Source organism: Posidoniimonas polymericola, from assembly GCF_007859935.1.
Classification (GTDB): Bacteria; Planctomycetota; Planctomycetia; order Pirellulales; family Lacipirellulaceae; genus Posidoniimonas; species Posidoniimonas polymericola.
This window is the reverse complement of record NZ_SJPO01000005.1, coordinates 97,336-111,510: the sequence shown is the minus strand read 5'-3', so window position 1 is coordinate 111,510 and position 14,175 is coordinate 97,336. Positions and strand designations below refer to the sequence as shown.

Sequence of the window (14,175 nt, the reverse complement as noted above, 5' to 3'; positions counted from 1 at the left end):
TGCTGGCTTAGGTCGGGCCCGCGTGCGACACGAGCATTCTATGGTTCCGACAAAAATCCGCGACGCCACGCCGGCCGACTTCGACGCCATTGCCGCAGTCTACAACCACTACATCGCCAACACGGTGGTTACCTTCGAGCTCGAACCGGTCACGCCCGAGGAAATCGGACGCCGCATCGAAACCGTGACGCGGGATAACCCCTGGCTGGTGCTGGAAACGGGCGAAGGGGTGGTAGGATACGCCTACGCGAGCCGCTGGCACGCCCGGGCCGCCTACCGGCATACCCTGGAGACCAGCGTCTACCTTTCGCCAGCCGCATGCGGCAACGGGCACGGCAGGCGACTGTATGATGAGTTGCTACGGCGACTCGAGGGCCGCGGCGTGCACGTGCTGATGGCCGGGATCGCCCTGCCCAACGCGGCGAGCGTGACGCTGCACGAGCGGCTCGGCTTCGTCAAGGCGGCCCACTACACGGAGGTAGGCTACAAGTTCGATCGCTGGATCGATGTCGGCTACTGGCAGAAGACTCTCACCAACCCAATCGAACATGCCTGACGCGTCCAAGATGAAAATCGCCGTCCTGATCTCTGGCTCGGGCCGGACGCTGAAGAACTTTATCGACCTCGCGCGGGAGGGCTCGCTGCCGGTCGAGATCAAGTTGGTCGTCGCCAGCAGCGGCCAAGCGACCGGCCAGCAGTTCGCCGACGACGCCGGCATCGCCCGCGAGGTGATCGAGCGGAAGGGCTTCGACTCGCACGAGGCCTACGGCGAGGCGATCTTCGCCGCCTGCCGCCACGCCGGGGTCGACCTGGTCGTGATGGCCGGCTTCCTGAAGTTCGCCCCGGTGCCGCCCGACTTCGAGGGCCGCGTGGTGAACATCCACCCGTCGCTGATCCCGTCGTTCTGCGGGCACGGCATGTACGGCGACCGCGTGCACCAGGCAGTGCTGAACTACGGCGCCAAGGTGACCGGCGTCACGGTGCACTTTGTCGACAACGAGTACGACAACGGCCCGATCATCTGGCAGCAGCCGGTGCCGGTCTTCGACGACGACGACGCCCACACCCTCGCCGCCCGCGTGTTCGAGGCCGAGAAGGAAGCCTACCCGCACGTGCTGAAGCTGCTGGCCAACGGCCGCGTGCACGTTGAGGGGCGGAAGGTCACGATCGGCGGCCGCGGATAAGAAAACGCTTAGCGTGGGCCGCCAGGCCCACCCGCATTTAAATCAGAGAACAGGAGGACGCAGAGAGAGCAGAGCACGCGCGGCCGACTCTTCTCTGCTTTCTCTGCGTCCTCCTGTTTCCTACGCAATATTCAGTCTCGAAGAAAATCCTCTTCAGACTGCCAGTATGAATTCCTCACGACTGTTGACATGCCTGGCTGAGACGAAGAATCGCCTAGAAAAGTGCGAGAACGGTTGGTCCATCGATGGGCTTAGCGACGCCGATATCGCAATGGATCTTGCGATCGCTATCGAAGCAATCGGCAAGAGGAAGGCTTTCGATCATCGACAACTAGAGCACTACTTCTCGTCATCGGGGCCTATCCAGCAGATCGCTGAAGGTGAAGGATGGCACGATCAATTCGCAATTTTTGCGACCGATTTCGAAGCTGCTCTACGCTCGTCAAGGCAGTAAGGCAGAGTTTGCCTGACAGACTCGTCTTGCTGTAGAAGCGGTTGCACAAATTAGCATAGCGTGCGGCGCCCGCTTCTCTCTGCGACCTCTTGTTCTTAGGAGCCGTAACGCTGCCGAAAACCGGGGCGAACCCCCTCCCCTAGCCCCTCCCCCTGCCGGGGAGGGGGATAAGCTGGGCCTGGATCGGATCGAAGTCAGCCCTCGTTCTTCACCAACGCGTCGCGGATCTCGCGGAGCAGCTTGATGTCCTCGGGCGGCGGCGCGGGGTCGGGCTGGCCCGGGTCGGCGAACTGCTCCTCGACCTTGTTGATCGCCTTAATAACCAGGAACAGCGCAAAGGCAATGATCAAGAAGTTGATCGACGCCTGCAGGAGGGCGCCGTAGCCGATCTCGGGTTGGTCGGCGGCGTCGAGGCCCGGCACCGGCAGCTTAAACGCTCTGTCGCCAAAGTTAATGCCGCCCGTGATGGCGCCAATCACGGGCATGATGATCTTGTCGACCAACGCCGTGACGATGTCCTTGAACGCGGCGCCGATCACGATGCCGACCGCCAGGTCGACCACGTTGCCGCGGAGGGCGAACTTTTTGAACTCGGCAATCAGGCCCATCGCGGGCTCCTTGCTGTAGGGGTGACGCGTCCGAAAACGGGGACTGGCTCGAAGCGTTCGACGGGACCGAGCCCATTTTCACTTGGCTCGCGCCGTGCCTGTCTCCGTTTTTGGACGGACCAACCTAGTCGTTTCGGTTCTCTCGTGAGGCGCCGCTTGAAACGGGGACAGGCACTCGGCCGCGATAAAGCCTGCTGCTTGGCAACCACTTGCCGCGCGGCCGCGAGCCAGCCCCCGTTTCAAGCTTCTCGGCGACAAGCCAATGTAGCCGCTGACAATTCTGCAGCAAGCACCCACGGATTCACTTCGCCGCCCGCAGCCGGGAAACCGTCTGTTCGATGTCGGTCGGCAACTTGGCCTGGAAGGTCACCCGCTCGCCGGTCGTGGGGTGATCGATCGAGAGCTGCGTGGCGTGCAGCGCCTGGCGGGCGAGCACGACCTCGCCGCCGGGGCGACCGGTCGTGAGCTCGCCCTCGGTGATCTGGTTGCGGCCGCCGTACAGCCGATCGCACAGCACCGCGCAGTGGATGTGGGCCAGGTGCAGGCGGATCTGGTGGGTGCGGCCGGTCTTAGGCATACACTCGACCAGCGCGAAGCCGCGGAACCGCTCGAGCACCTTGAGCCGTGTGAGCGCGTCGCGGCTCGAGGGGTGGCCGATGCGTACCGCCTTTTTTTCCCGGCTGTGGGGGTGGTCGCCGATTGGCTTGTCGACCACATCCTCGTCGCGGTCGGGCACGCCCTGGGTGATCGCCAGGTAGCGTTTCTCGGTGGTGCGGTCGTGGAACTGGGCGGCCAGGTGCTCGTGCGCCCGGTTGTGCTTGGCGACCACCAGCACGCCGGAGGTGTCGCGGTCCAGGCGGTGCACGATGCCGGGCCGGGCGGCCCCGCCGATGTCAGAGAGCTGGCCGAAGTGGTGCGCCAGCGCGCTGGCAAGCGTCCCTTCCCAGTGCCCCTTGGCGGGGTGCACGACCATGCCGGGCGGCTTGTTCACGACGATCAGGTCGTCGTCCTCGTGCAGAATGTCCAGCGCGATCGCCTGCGGGGCGGGGCCCTCCTGCGGCAGCTCGAACGAGTCGACCCGCACGGTCATGCCGGTCTCGACGCGGAACGACGGCTTCCGCTTCGTGCCGTCGACGGCGACCGCGCCGGTGTCGATCGCCTTGCGGAGCAGGCTGCGGCTGAAGCCCGGCAGGGCGGCGGCGATGAACGCGTCGATCCGCTTGCCGTGGTCGGCTTCATCGACCGTGAGGTCGGCGGGCAGCTCGTGGGGCGGCGATGCAGGCATAGAACGTGAATCGCCGCGTAGAGAACACGGGGCGCCGGGGGCGCTCCGCGACAGCGGAAGCTCCCCATGCTTCATGGTCCGGAATGCGAGCCGTCGGTGGCTCGCCTGGTGAGAGCGCCACCGGCGCCCGTTTTTCCGGAGTCGAACTACTCGTCGGTCGGCTCGCCTTCGGCGTCGTCGGTCGATTCGGCATCGGCCGGCTCAGATTCGGCGTCGGCGGATTCAGCTTCAGGGGCTGCTGCGGACTTGGTTGCGGGCGCCTCATCGCCTTCCCCGGCTTCGTCACCTGCCGCCTCTTCTGCGGCGGGTTCTTCGTCGGCCATGGGCTCGTCCTCAGCGGCGGCGCTGCCCTGGTAGCTCTCGAGCAGGTCGTCGAGGGTGATGTCGGATTCCGGTTCGGCCTGACCAGCGGCGCCGAGGTCGAGGTCGTCGGGGCTGAAGTCGGGCTGCTGGCCCGGGGCGCCGGGGCCGCTTGGCATGCTGAACTGCGGCGCCTTGGCGGCGGCCAGCCACTGCAGGTCTTCCTTGAGGGAATCCTTGGCGAGCTCCTCGGCCCGCTCGGCGGCCAGCTCGGCAAAGACGCCCTTGGTCGCCTTGTAGGCTTCGATCGCTTTGTCGTAGTCGCTGTCGAGCTCGTAGCTACGGGCCAGGCCGAATTGGGCCCGGTCGCGGATCTCCTGGCTGACGCCCTTGGCCTGCAGCAGCCGTTCGAACTTCTGGCGGGCATTGTCGGTCGCCTTGAGGGCGTTGTCGCGGTCGGTGAGGACGCTCTCGGAGGCCTCGTACAGCTTGCCCTCGGCCCAGGTGATGCTAGCAAAGTTGGCCGGGGCTCCGGCGTCGTCAAGCTCGAGGGCGGCGGTCTCGAGGGTGCTCATCCGCGGCACGCCCTCCAGGGCCGTCATGGTATACAGGCTCCAGTCGGCGGCGCGGCTCGCCTTGTTGGACTTCTGGTAGTACCCCCAAGCGGTGAAGAGCGCGATGGCGCCGATCACGCCGATCAAGATCAGCGAGGCGTACGGCTTCACGTTCTCGATGAAGTCCTCGAGCCAGTGGGCCAGCTCGTTCTCGGCGAGTTCGTGACGGTGTTGGGAGTCCATAGGGCGATTTAATGTTTGCGGTTGGCAATCTATCATGGGCGGCCTCGCTGCCGCCCGAAGCACTCTATATTACGGGCTAACCCCGATTTCCCCAATCCCTATGCCCGCCGGCCTCAATCCCGCCCAGCAAGACGCCGTGATGACGCTCCGCGGGCCCCTGCTGGTGCTGGCAGGGGCCGGCACGGGCAAAACCCGCGTCGTGACCTTCCGGATCGCCCAGCTTATCAAGAGCGGGGTCGCCGCCGACCGCATCCTGGCGGTCACCTTCACCCGCAAGGCGGCCGGCGAGATGCAGGAGCGGGCCGCCGAGCTCCTGAACGGAGGCAAGCGGAAACGCCGCAAGCGGGGGACCCCCAAGCCCGAGATCAGCACCTTCCACTCGCTCTGCGTGCGGATCCTGCGGCGGCACGCCACGCACCTGGGGTACCCGGAGAAGTTCACCATCGCCGACCGCGGCGACCAGGAGAGCCACGCCCGCACCGCCCTGCGTGAGATCCGCGCCCCCAACGACGCCCTCAAGCCGGGCGACCTGCTGGCGATCATCAGCCAGTGGAAGATGCGTTCGGTGACGCCCTCGCAGGCGGGCGGCATCGCCGAGACCGACCGCGAGCACCTCGCCGCATCGGCCTACCGCAGGTACCAGAACCACCTGAAGAACAGCGGCTCGGTCGACTTCGACGACCTGCTGTATTTGACCGAGGAGCTGTTCCGCAAGTTCCCGACCCTCCGCCGCGAGGAGGCCGGCCGCTTCGACCACGTGCTGGTAGACGAGTACCAGGACACCAACCACAGCCAGTACGAGATTGTCCGCGGCCTGGCGATGGGCCACCGCAACCTGTGCGTCGTGGGCGACGACGACCAGTCGATCTACTCGTGGCGCGGCGCCGAGGTGACCCACATCCTCACGTTCAACAAAGACTGGCCCGAGGCCAAGACTGTCCGGCTGGAGGCCAACTACCGCAGCCGCAAGCCGATCATCGACTACGCCAACACGCTGATCGTCCACAACGCGCACCGGCACGACAAGGTGCTGCGGCCCGCCAAGGGGGGCGGCGAGCCCCCCCGCATCATGCAGTACAAGGACGAGCTCACCGAGGCCAAGGAGGTGGTGTTCGACATCCGCCGCAAGGTCGAGCAGACCAAGCTGCGGTACCGCGATGTCGCGATCCTGTTCCGCACCAACGAGCAGCCCCGCGCGTTCGAGGCCGAGCTCCGCGCGCAGGACGTCCCCTACGTGCTGATCGGCGGCATGAGCTTCTACGACCGCCGCGAGATCCGCGACGTCATGGCCTACATGAAGCTCGCCGCCAACCCCGACGACGAGCCGTCGCTGCTGCGGGTGCTCAACACCCCGCCCCGCGGCATCGGCGACACCGCCCGCAAGCGGATGATGGAGCAGGCCGTGTCGCGCGGCGTCCCGCTGTGGCGGGTCGTGGCCGACTTCGCCAACGTCGAAGGGCTGACGCCGGCCGCCAAGAAGGGCTGCGCGGCGCTCGTCCAGATGGTGGAGTCGTGGCGCAAGGACGACGGCCCGGTCGAGCGGCTCGTGAACCGCGTCATCGACGAGGCCCGCTACCGCCAGGAGCTCGACCGCATCTACCCCGACCCGAACGAGCGCGACGCCCGGCTCGCCGCGCTCGGCGAGATCGTCAACGCCGCCGCATCGTACGACGCCAAGGACGATGACGACGACGACCCCACCGCGCGGCCGCTCGACGGGTTCCTCGAGGAGATCGCCCTCGGCGGGCCGGGCGACAACAACGACAAGGAGTCGCAGCTCGACCAGAACTCGGTCGCGCTCTTGACCCTGCACGCCGCCAAGGGGCTCGAGTTCCCCCACGTCTACCTGGTCGGCATGGAGGAGGGCATCCTGCCGCACCGCCGCTCGATCGAGGCCGAGAACGAATCGATCGACGAGGAACGCCGACTCGCGTATGTCGGCGTGACCCGCGCGCAGGATCGGCTCACGCTGTCGCTCGCCCTCACCCGTCGCAAGTGGGGCAAGGCCCGCGACACCCTGCCGAGCCGCTTCCTGTACGAGATGACCGGCCAGGCCGAGCGGGCGCCGCACCGCCACCCCAAGAACCAGCACACTAACGGACGGAGACGATAGCGGTGAGATCTGAGCCCACGAGTCGAAAATCGGGGACTGGCTCGCCGCCAGTTGCTCCCGTAGCCTGAAGCACGCGTTGATGCGGCGTGCCTGTCCCCGTTTTTCGACGGACCATCCGATCGCGTCTCCCTTGGATGGCCCGCTCAAAATGGGGACAGGCACTCGACCGCCCCAGAATCGATCCCAGGCAACGTTCCGCACGGCGGACGAGAGCCAGTCCCCAATTCGAGCTCATCCACCGAGAGGTTCAATGGACTACGTCAAAGCAGCCGCCGGCGCGATCGGCGGCGCTGTCGCCGGGGCGGTCGTGTTCATCCTGCTCGCCCGCGCCGGACTGCACGCCGGCATGCTGATGGGCGCCGGGGCAGGGTGGGGCGTGCAGCTGGCAGTCCGCGACCGTAACCTGGCGACCGGCGTCATCGCATTGGTCGCCGGCCTGGTTGCTTCGGTGCTGGCCGAGTGGTACGCGCTGCCGTTCATGGCCGATCCGAGCCTGCCGTTCTTCCTCGCCCACCTGCACCAGATCAACTTTATCCACCTGCTGCTGCTCGGCGCCGGCGTCGTGGCCGGGTTCTTTTGGGCGAAGGGGCCGTAGAGCCCCCCATGTTGAGGCCTTCGGTTCTGTCGCCCGGCGGCGTTCCAGCGGTCGCGGCTTGTTTGCACCGTGGTTGGGGGCCGGCTACGCTGGTAGGGCGTCCTCCCCCCCCAGCGAACCGATTCTCGCCAAGGCGGTCCTATGAGTCTCGCTCTGCGTCGCCCCACGCTCGTTGCCCTGATCGCCGCGCTGCTGGCGTCCGGCGCCCCCAGCCGCCAGGCCGCCGCCCAGACGTTCAGCAACTCCGGCACGGCGGTCCTCTCCGCCAACGTCGACGGCCGCAGCGCGTCGCTCGGCGACTACGACAACGACGGCGACCTCGACCTCTTCTTCCAAGGGGGCGGCAGCGCGCAGCGGTTCTACCGGAACAACCTGGTCGAGAACGGCCACCTCTCCTTCACCGACCTTACTTCGTTGGTTGTGCCCGGCGGGCTGGGCCCCTCTTGGAGCGCCGCGTGGGGCGACTACGACGGCGACGGTCTTGTTGACATCTTTGTCGGCCAGTCGAACATCGGCGCCTCGGGCGACTCGCTGCACAACAACGCCGGATTCAGCTTCTCGAACTCGAGCGTGGCGGTGGGGCTCAACGACCCCGGTTTCCACCAGAATGTCGCCTGGAACGATATCGACGGCGACCACGTCCTCGACCTGATCATCGGCATGGAGGGCCCCGAGAAGCACGAGATCTACCTGCAGGCCGCCGACGGCACGTTCGATCCGGTCGGCGCCCTGGTCGGGGTCCAGGAAGACTTCGGCACGAAGGGCTACGGCATGGCCATCGGCGACACCGACGGCGACGGCGACCTCGACATCTACATCTCGACCTGCCGCAGCAACAACAACATCCGCAACAACTTCTACGAGAACCAGCTCGCCCAGACCGGCGTGCTGAGCTTCGTCGACATCGCCGACTCGAACGGCACGCAGAACTTCCAGAACAGCTACGGCGCCGAGTTCGTCGACATGGACGACGACGGCGACCTCGACCTGTTTGTCGTGGGCGCCGACGCCCGGCCGACCAAGATCTTCCGCAACGACGGCGGCAACCAGTTCACCGACGTCGATGCAATCACCGGCCACGCGCTGCTGTCGGACGTCTCGAGCGACCTGGGCGGCGGCAAGGCGGTCGACTACGACAACGACGGCGACCTCGACCTCTTCTTCCACGACCACCTTGTCGGCTCAAAGGACCAGGCCCGCAAGCTCTACCGCAACGACGGCGACTGGCAGTTCACCGACGTGACCGTCGCCGAGGGCCTCGACGAGCAGAACGTCGGCGGCTACGACAGCGTGTGGGGCGACCTCGACCGCGACGGTGACCAGGACCTGATCGCCCCCACCGGGTCCAGCTACAACGAACGCGTGTTCCTCAGCGACGCCGCCGAGAACGGCAACCACTGGCTGTACGTCGAGCTCGACGGCCGCACCGAGAACACCACCGCCATCGGCGCCGTGCTGTACGCCACCATCAACGAGGGAACGGCCGACGAGCGCACGCTCCGCCGCGAGGCCAACACCAACGCCGGCACGTTCAACCAGAGCGACCTGCCGGTGCACTTCGGCCTCGGCGCGGCCGACACAATCGACACCCTGCTGGTCGTGTGGCCCGACGGCACGGTCCAGTACGCGTACGATGTGTCCGCCGACCAGTACCTGGCGCTCGCCGTCGCCGACGTGCTGCCGGGCGACTACAACTTCGACGGCGTCGTCGACGCGGCCGACTACACCCTGTGGCGGGACGCAGAGAATCTGACCGGCGCCTACCTGCCGGCCGACGGGAACGGCGATGGGGTGGTCGACGCCGATGACTACCTCGTCTGGCGGACCAACTTCGGTCTCGGGACCGCCGCCGGCGCCATCGACGCCACGCCCGAGCCAGGGGCGGCAGCGGCGCTGATCGCCTGCGTCGCCGCGGGGCTGCTGGGCCGGATCCGGAACCCAGGACAAGCAACGAAGCCCTGAAGGCGCCCCGCCGCCGGCCGATTGCTTGCAGCAGAGAGCAGCGTCCCCTGGCCACGGGCCGCTCAGCCGTGGCGGGCCCACCCTGGGCAATCTCTTGCGGCCGGCTAAAGTTCGAAGGTTACCTAACTACCGGACGGCAAGCATGCGCAAACTCCTACTCCTGCTAGCATTCACTTTTTCATGGGCCTCGCTGCTGAACGCGAAGGATGAGTCGGGCTACCCAGAGCCCGACGGCGAAGCCGCGACAGCTCGCCAACTGGTTGAGGCGGCGTTGGCGGAGGAGGACGGCGCTGCCCTGCTATCGGCAGTCGACCAGCTCAAAGCGTTGGTCCCATCCAGCAGCCCGATCGCCGACGAACTCTCGGCGGGCGGCGCCGCGACCGACCAGGAGCTGACGGTTCCTGAGCTAAAGCAGCGGCTGCAGCGGGTGGCGGAAATGCTCGCCTTCGTGCCGCTAGGCGAGGCCAAGCTCCCCGAGGGATTTCCCACGTACACGCCGGTCGGCATGATTGAAGTAAAACGCTACCCCAAGCAGCGTATGGCGATGGCCAAGCAGTTCATGACCCTGTTCGGGCATATCTCGACCAACGGGATCGCGATGACGGCGCCGGTCCAAATGGAGTACGAGGCGTCAGCAGCGGGAAGACCTCAGCAGCAGTCGATGGCCTTCTTCTACGCCAGCCCCGAGATTGGAAAACCAGGCGAACGGGGTGCGGTAACGGTGGTCGATCGGGAGCCCACGGAAGTCGTGGCCCTCGGCGTCCGAGGTGGCGTCGGATCCCAAGTCATCGAGGACGCCAACGCCCGTCTTGAACGGTGGGTCGCTGACCAATCGAAATACGAAGTGAGCGGACCACTGCGCGTGATGGGCTACAACAGCCCGATGGTCGGACGCAAGAACCAGTTTCACGAGGTCCAGCTTCCGCTCAAGCGAGCCGCGACGTCGGCGGCGAGATAGCGTCCACAGAGCGCGATGAGCAGTTGCCGGTTAGGCGTTTTTTCGAGAAATCCGCCGACGCTTGGCGCCAGTCTTGCGGCATAGATAGGCGTTATCGGCCTTGTAAACCAGCCAGCGAAGACGCAGCCAGCCCCGGAGTCCCATGGAAACCGCATCCCGCCCCGCATCCGATCCTGATCGAGCCAATCAGCCGTCGAATCAGCAAATCTACCGCTTCCAGCCGGGACTGCCGATGGCGCTTAGTGTCCTCCTGCCGGGCTTAGGGCAGTTCTACGAGGGCCGGAGGTTCGCCGGCGGCCTGTGGCTGTTGGCGACCCTCGTTGGCTATGTGCCGTTTATCTTCCCGGGCATCTTGCTGCACCTACTCGCCATCGGCGCCGCCGGTTTCCGGGCGACAGAGCCTACCGGCTAGGACGGCCTCCCGTTGGTCGGTCTGGGGGCGTTGGCATCACTAGTAGAAGCCCCGCCAAATCGCAGCCAAGCTAGCCGAAAGTGCGAGGCTCACCCCCAGCGGTTCAGGGATTGAGACCACTTGGCCAGGGAGAACCAACGCGTCCCCGTAACGCTCGGCCCAGACTTGGTAGTCGCTAACGGGACGCGTGCCGTCACGCCAAGTGGCGTAGTCGGCCGCGTCGACGACGCTGTCGCCGTTGAAGTCGCCGGCCAAAGCGGGCGCCGAGACAAAGCCCGACAGCCACTTCCCCAAGGGGATGTTGTTTGGCTGGTCGGACGGGGCGCCCGCAGCAATGTTCCACTGGCTGCCGTTGGAGCCCGCCATGCCCCACTGCCAGACGTGAATCGCGCCCAGCTCAGCCTTGCGGCCGTTGAGGGCTCGGGTGAGCCCTTTGAAGGCCATGACTTGCTCGTCGGTATCGACGGCGCCCGAGTTGTTTTGGGGGGTCACGGTCGTGCGGTTATAGGGCAGGTAGCCGACCTCGGTGAGCACCACTGGGAGTCCGCCGCCGGCACGGAGGGAGGCGGCGAAGGGCAGGATCTCGTTGTCGAGCCGATCGTTCCACCCCTGCTCCACTTGCGTGATGAACGCCTCGTTGGGGTCGGCGCCCGACGCGTCGGACTCGGCGTTGGAGGTCGTGTCGCGGAAGTAGGCGTCGATGCCCAAGTAGTCGATTGCCGGATTCTTCCAAACCGCGTCGGTCAGGTTGCCATTTCGATAGTTGTCCCAGTTGGCGGCGTAGCCGAGCTCACCGGTGAAGGCGTCGTCGACCGCCGCGATGACAGACGCCCACTTCCCGTTGTTGCCGCTGTTGCGGGTGATCGCGCGGAGCTCGGTGCCGACGTTCAACGCATCGGCCCCATTGGCTTGCGCCACGACGGCGACCTCAACCAAGTAGTCTTCGTAGTCTTGCCAGAACGTGCTCCAGCTCTGGGAGCCCGGGTTCGGGTCGTACTGGCCCCGCCAGAAGGCAAAGTTCTCCGGCTCCACGAAAGGGTTGACCGTCACCCGCATCCCGAGGCTCTTCGCCTCGGCCACGCCGGCGGCGATGTGGCTCAGTTCCGGACCCTTCGAAGACGAACTCGCAATCACTCCGGTGGCTGGGTTAACGAATCGGACCGGGCTGATCGAGACTTCACTGAACCCGGCCTCGTGAAGGCCGCGGACGGCTTCACGCCACCGGTTGGCGCCCGACCCGCCGAAATTGGCCCAAGAGATCAAGTTGAACCCGACTGCCGGGTCGGTGTTGGGCTGGTAGACGTCCGGATCGCCGGCGCTAACGCTGGTCGAGAGCGTCATGCCCAAGGCGAACGCGATGGCGAGCGTGCGTGAAACGCGGCGTTCCGGAAGTGGCGGCATACGCGATTCCTCTGCGGGCCGATCTGGAGGTGGACCGATCAGGTGTCGCTAATGAAGGCGTTTTGCTATCGATCCCTGCGCTGCTCAGCGGCGGCGGCTGGCGAACGCCGCGGCGCTCATCAGACCTACCAACGCGAGCGAGGTTGGTTCCGGGACCGCGTTGGTCAGGCGGATGTTGTCGATAAAGAGTGTGATCGGTCCATCGATATCCTGGGACGGACCGCCGTACAACTGGACGGTAAATGCCCGCGTTGCCGTCATGGAATCCGCCGGGACCGAGTAGGGCTGCCACTGCCCGGTGACTGGTGGGAGGTTCTCCCCGAGCACCGAGTTGTAGCTGTAGCCGTCGGTCTCGCGTGAGACGAATTGGAAGTAGCCGTGGTTGCCGAAGGCGTCCAACGCCGCTCCGGGCGCGACCATCAGGTCGAACTCGACCGAATCGAAGCCCGACAAGTCGGTCGCCGGGAAAAAGAGGTCGCCAGTAAACGCAAAGCTATTACTGCCCCCCTGACTCGACGCGAAGTTCATCTCCATCCGTAGCGCGCCGGGCGCGTTATTGGGCGAGCCTTGCGACGGGTCCTGCGACAGAATCGGCGTGAGCGGGCTGCCAAAGTCGAATCGCCAACTCTGGACCCCGTCCCCGAAATCATTCACCAGCATTTCGGCCTGCGAGACGCCGCACGCGGTCGCCGCCACGAGGCAGAACAAGGAATTGAAGCGGAGCACTGCTTTCATGAGTCACCCGATGCCATGCAAGAGAGGAGAAAGAGAAGATTCAACGGCGCTTGTGAGCAAGTGTCAGAAGAGAACTCAATGAGAAGTCGACGGGCGTTTTGCGAAGCCGCACGCCGGAACCTCACTTCGCCCATGCTAAAGCACTTGAATGCCGAGATCAAGCACTTGAACTAGAGGGATTTCAGGTTTTCGCCGATGCGTCGCTAGGACGCAGGCCGTTGTCTGCGGACAATAGACCCGATCGATGCGCCGCGAGCGTCGCAAATGGGGAGCTACCCAGCCCCCGCGCCTGATAGCTGACTCTTGGAACTGGCGGGGCCTACCAGGCAGCCCCGAACTGGAACCCAGTGGTGTCGAGGCCCATGCCGGGCATGCCGTCGGCTCGCCAGACCTGGGTTTCGCCCTTGAGCTGGAAGAGGAGGTCGCCGCGGGACAAATGCCGGCGGTACTCGAAGCCAAGGTACGCCCTGCCGGTGGTCATCGTCAGGCCGACGTCGTCGTAGCCGGGCGGGGAGGAGTACGACTTTTCGCCCAGCAGGTAGCCGACTTGGCCGCCGCCGATCACGCTCCACTCGCTGCACGGGCTGACGTGGATAAGTTGGCGGCCCTCGGCCATCAGCGACCCACCGCCGCCGGCCCAGGTCGTGTCGCCGCCGTCGGGGAACTCGAAGCCGTAGCCGGCGCCCTGCGCGCCGGCGCCGAGCAGCAGCTCGAAGCTGTCGAAGCGGAGCCGGCGGTAGAGCTCGATATCGATGCTGAGGGCGACCGGATTGGCTTCGAACAGGCTGCTGTCGTCGGCGTCGATTGCGACGCTCTCGGCGGCGGCGATGAACACCGACCCGCGGACGCCGACCCCCTCGGGGGTCTCGTAGCCAAGGTACGGCCGGAACGAGGCGCCGACCTCGTCGTCGATCAGGGCGAAGTTGCCGTTGGTGTGCACGAACCGCGTGATGCCGAACTCCACGCCGGCCGACCACGGGTCGTAGCAGGCAGTGCAGGCAGGCGAGCCCCCGCCGGAAGAGCCGTAGCCTGCTGGCTGGACCTGGGGGTCGACCATCGGCGGCGACGACAGGTCGGGAAGCGGCGTCACGGCCGCCTCCTGGCCGCGGGCGGCGTTGGCCGTGAGCAGCACGGCCGCCAACGTTAGTCGCTGAATCGAACCGTGGTGGGAACGCCTTTGCATCGGTTGCCTGTGCTCGCTGGTGACGGTTTTCCAGGCGTGGGATACCAATTTTGCTAGGGGGGAGCTATGGCATTCGGATGGGGCAGGGATTGGTGGGTCGGTCCCACCCCTGGCGGGATGGGCTGATCGGGCTCGTCAGGGGCTCGATCGCGAGGTTTTCTCGTAGCAAAGAGCCAGCCCGCGGGGTC

The 14,175-nt window shown here is 65.9% G+C and carries 13 protein-coding genes; 7 read left to right on the top strand and 6 right to left on the bottom strand.

The window, feature by feature from the left end:
• The first annotated feature begins 40 nt into the window (after positions 1–40).
• Together Pla123a_RS11485 and purN are read left to right on the top strand one after the other, a co-directional pair.
• Positions 41–556, top strand: coding sequence for an arsinothricin resistance N-acetyltransferase ArsN1 family B (locus tag Pla123a_RS11485; protein WP_146587034.1), 516 nt, complete (start codon positions 41–43; stop codon positions 554–556).
• On the top strand, positions 549–1,184 hold the full coding sequence (purN, locus tag Pla123a_RS11480) for a phosphoribosylglycinamide formyltransferase (RefSeq protein WP_146587032.1): 636 nt from the start codon (positions 549–551) through the stop codon (positions 1,182–1,184). The genes Pla123a_RS11485 and purN overlap by 8 nt, the downstream gene beginning before the upstream one ends.
• Positions 1,185–1,832: 648 nt before the next feature.
• On the opposite strand, the gene mscL is transcribed toward purN, so the two are convergent.
• The 3 genes from mscL to Pla123a_RS11465 all read right to left on the bottom strand — a co-directional run bounded on the left by mscL (position 1,833) and on the right by Pla123a_RS11465 (position 4,628).
• The gene (mscL, locus tag Pla123a_RS11475; RefSeq protein ID WP_146587030.1) at positions 1,833–2,246 is read right to left on the bottom strand and encodes a large-conductance mechanosensitive channel protein MscL; all 414 of its coding nucleotides are present in this window, start codon (positions 2,244–2,246) and stop codon (positions 1,833–1,835) included.
• A gap of 301 nt (positions 2,247–2,547) precedes the next feature.
• Positions 2,548–3,531 (bottom strand): RluA family pseudouridine synthase, encoded by a 984-nt coding sequence (locus Pla123a_RS11470; protein WP_146587028.1) that lies wholly within the window; start codon positions 3,529–3,531, stop codon positions 2,548–2,550.
• A gap of 146 nt (positions 3,532–3,677) precedes the next feature.
• Positions 3,678–4,628 (bottom strand): hypothetical protein, encoded by a 951-nt coding sequence (locus Pla123a_RS11465; protein WP_146587026.1) that lies wholly within the window; start codon positions 4,626–4,628, stop codon positions 3,678–3,680.
• Positions 4,629–4,728: 100 nt separating this feature from the next.
• Here Pla123a_RS11465 and Pla123a_RS11460 point away from each other — a divergent pair, with 100 nt between their 5' ends.
• From Pla123a_RS11460 to Pla123a_RS11440, 5 genes are all read left to right on the top strand, one after another.
• The gene (locus Pla123a_RS11460) at positions 4,729–6,741 is read left to right on the top strand and encodes an ATP-dependent helicase (protein ID WP_146587024.1); all 2,013 of its coding nucleotides are present in this window, start codon (positions 4,729–4,731) and stop codon (positions 6,739–6,741) included.
• 250 nt (positions 6,742–6,991) lie between these two features.
• The gene (locus Pla123a_RS11455) at positions 6,992–7,336 is read left to right on the top strand and encodes a hypothetical protein (RefSeq protein ID WP_146587022.1); all 345 of its coding nucleotides are present in this window, start codon (positions 6,992–6,994) and stop codon (positions 7,334–7,336) included.
• A 141-nt stretch (positions 7,337–7,477) separates the two neighbouring features.
• Complete coding sequence (locus Pla123a_RS11450; protein WP_146587020.1) at positions 7,478–9,298, top strand: FG-GAP-like repeat-containing protein; 1,821 nt, start codon at positions 7,478–7,480, stop codon at positions 9,296–9,298.
• A 142-nt stretch (positions 9,299–9,440) separates the two neighbouring features.
• Positions 9,441–10,256 carry a heme-binding protein gene (locus tag Pla123a_RS11445; protein WP_146587018.1) on the top strand — a complete coding sequence of 272 codons (816 nt, stop codon included), beginning with the start codon at positions 9,441–9,443 and terminating at the stop codon, positions 10,254–10,256.
• A gap of 232 nt (positions 10,257–10,488) precedes the next feature.
• The gene (locus Pla123a_RS11440) at positions 10,489–10,668 is read left to right on the top strand and encodes a hypothetical protein (RefSeq protein WP_146587016.1); all 180 of its coding nucleotides are present in this window, start codon (positions 10,489–10,491) and stop codon (positions 10,666–10,668) included.
• A 39-nt stretch (positions 10,669–10,707) separates the two neighbouring features.
• Here the strand turns inward: Pla123a_RS11440 and Pla123a_RS11435 are convergent, their stop codons facing one another.
• The 3 genes from Pla123a_RS11435 to Pla123a_RS11425 all read right to left on the bottom strand — a co-directional run bounded on the left by Pla123a_RS11435 (position 10,708) and on the right by Pla123a_RS11425 (position 13,987).
• Entirely contained in the window at positions 10,708–12,069 is a 1,362-nt protein-coding gene (locus Pla123a_RS11435) for a glycoside hydrolase family 113 (protein WP_146587014.1), read from the bottom strand.
• An 84-nt stretch (positions 12,070–12,153) separates the two neighbouring features.
• Complete coding sequence (locus Pla123a_RS11430) at positions 12,154–12,804, bottom strand: PEP-CTERM sorting domain-containing protein (RefSeq protein WP_146587012.1); 651 nt, start codon at positions 12,802–12,804, stop codon at positions 12,154–12,156.
• A gap of 319 nt (positions 12,805–13,123) precedes the next feature.
• The gene (locus tag Pla123a_RS11425; protein ID WP_146587010.1) at positions 13,124–13,987 is read right to left on the bottom strand and encodes a hypothetical protein; all 864 of its coding nucleotides are present in this window, start codon (positions 13,985–13,987) and stop codon (positions 13,124–13,126) included.
• Between the last annotated feature and the right edge of the window lie 188 nt (positions 13,988–14,175).

Coding starts and splice junctions, on each gene's coding strand:
- Pla123a_RS11485 (WP_146587034.1), top strand. CDS start 41: ATGGTTCCGACAAAAATCCGCGACGCCACGCCGGCCGACTTCGACGCC.
- purN (WP_146587032.1), top strand. CDS start 549: ATGCCTGACGCGTCCAAGATGAAAATCGCCGTCCTGATCTCTGGCTCG.
- mscL (WP_146587030.1), bottom strand. CDS start 2,246: ATGGGCCTGATTGCCGAGTTCAAAAAGTTCGCCCTCCGCGGCAACGTG.
- Pla123a_RS11470 (WP_146587028.1), bottom strand. CDS start 3,531: ATGCCTGCATCGCCGCCCCACGAGCTGCCCGCCGACCTCACGGTCGAT.
- Pla123a_RS11465 (WP_146587026.1), bottom strand. CDS start 4,628: ATGGACTCCCAACACCGTCACGAACTCGCCGAGAACGAGCTGGCCCAC.
- Pla123a_RS11460 (WP_146587024.1), top strand. CDS start 4,729: ATGCCCGCCGGCCTCAATCCCGCCCAGCAAGACGCCGTGATGACGCTC.
- Pla123a_RS11455 (WP_146587022.1), top strand. CDS start 6,992: ATGGACTACGTCAAAGCAGCCGCCGGCGCGATCGGCGGCGCTGTCGCC.
- Pla123a_RS11450 (WP_146587020.1), top strand. CDS start 7,478: ATGAGTCTCGCTCTGCGTCGCCCCACGCTCGTTGCCCTGATCGCCGCG.
- Pla123a_RS11445 (WP_146587018.1), top strand. CDS start 9,441: ATGCGCAAACTCCTACTCCTGCTAGCATTCACTTTTTCATGGGCCTCG.
- Pla123a_RS11440 (WP_146587016.1), top strand. CDS start 10,489: ATGGCGCTTAGTGTCCTCCTGCCGGGCTTAGGGCAGTTCTACGAGGGC.
- Pla123a_RS11435 (WP_146587014.1), bottom strand. CDS start 12,069: ATGCCGCCACTTCCGGAACGCCGCGTTTCACGCACGCTCGCCATCGCG.
- Pla123a_RS11430 (WP_146587012.1), bottom strand. CDS start 12,804: ATGAAAGCAGTGCTCCGCTTCAATTCCTTGTTCTGCCTCGTGGCGGCG.
- Pla123a_RS11425 (WP_146587010.1), bottom strand. CDS start 13,987: ATGCAAAGGCGTTCCCACCACGGTTCGATTCAGCGACTAACGTTGGCG.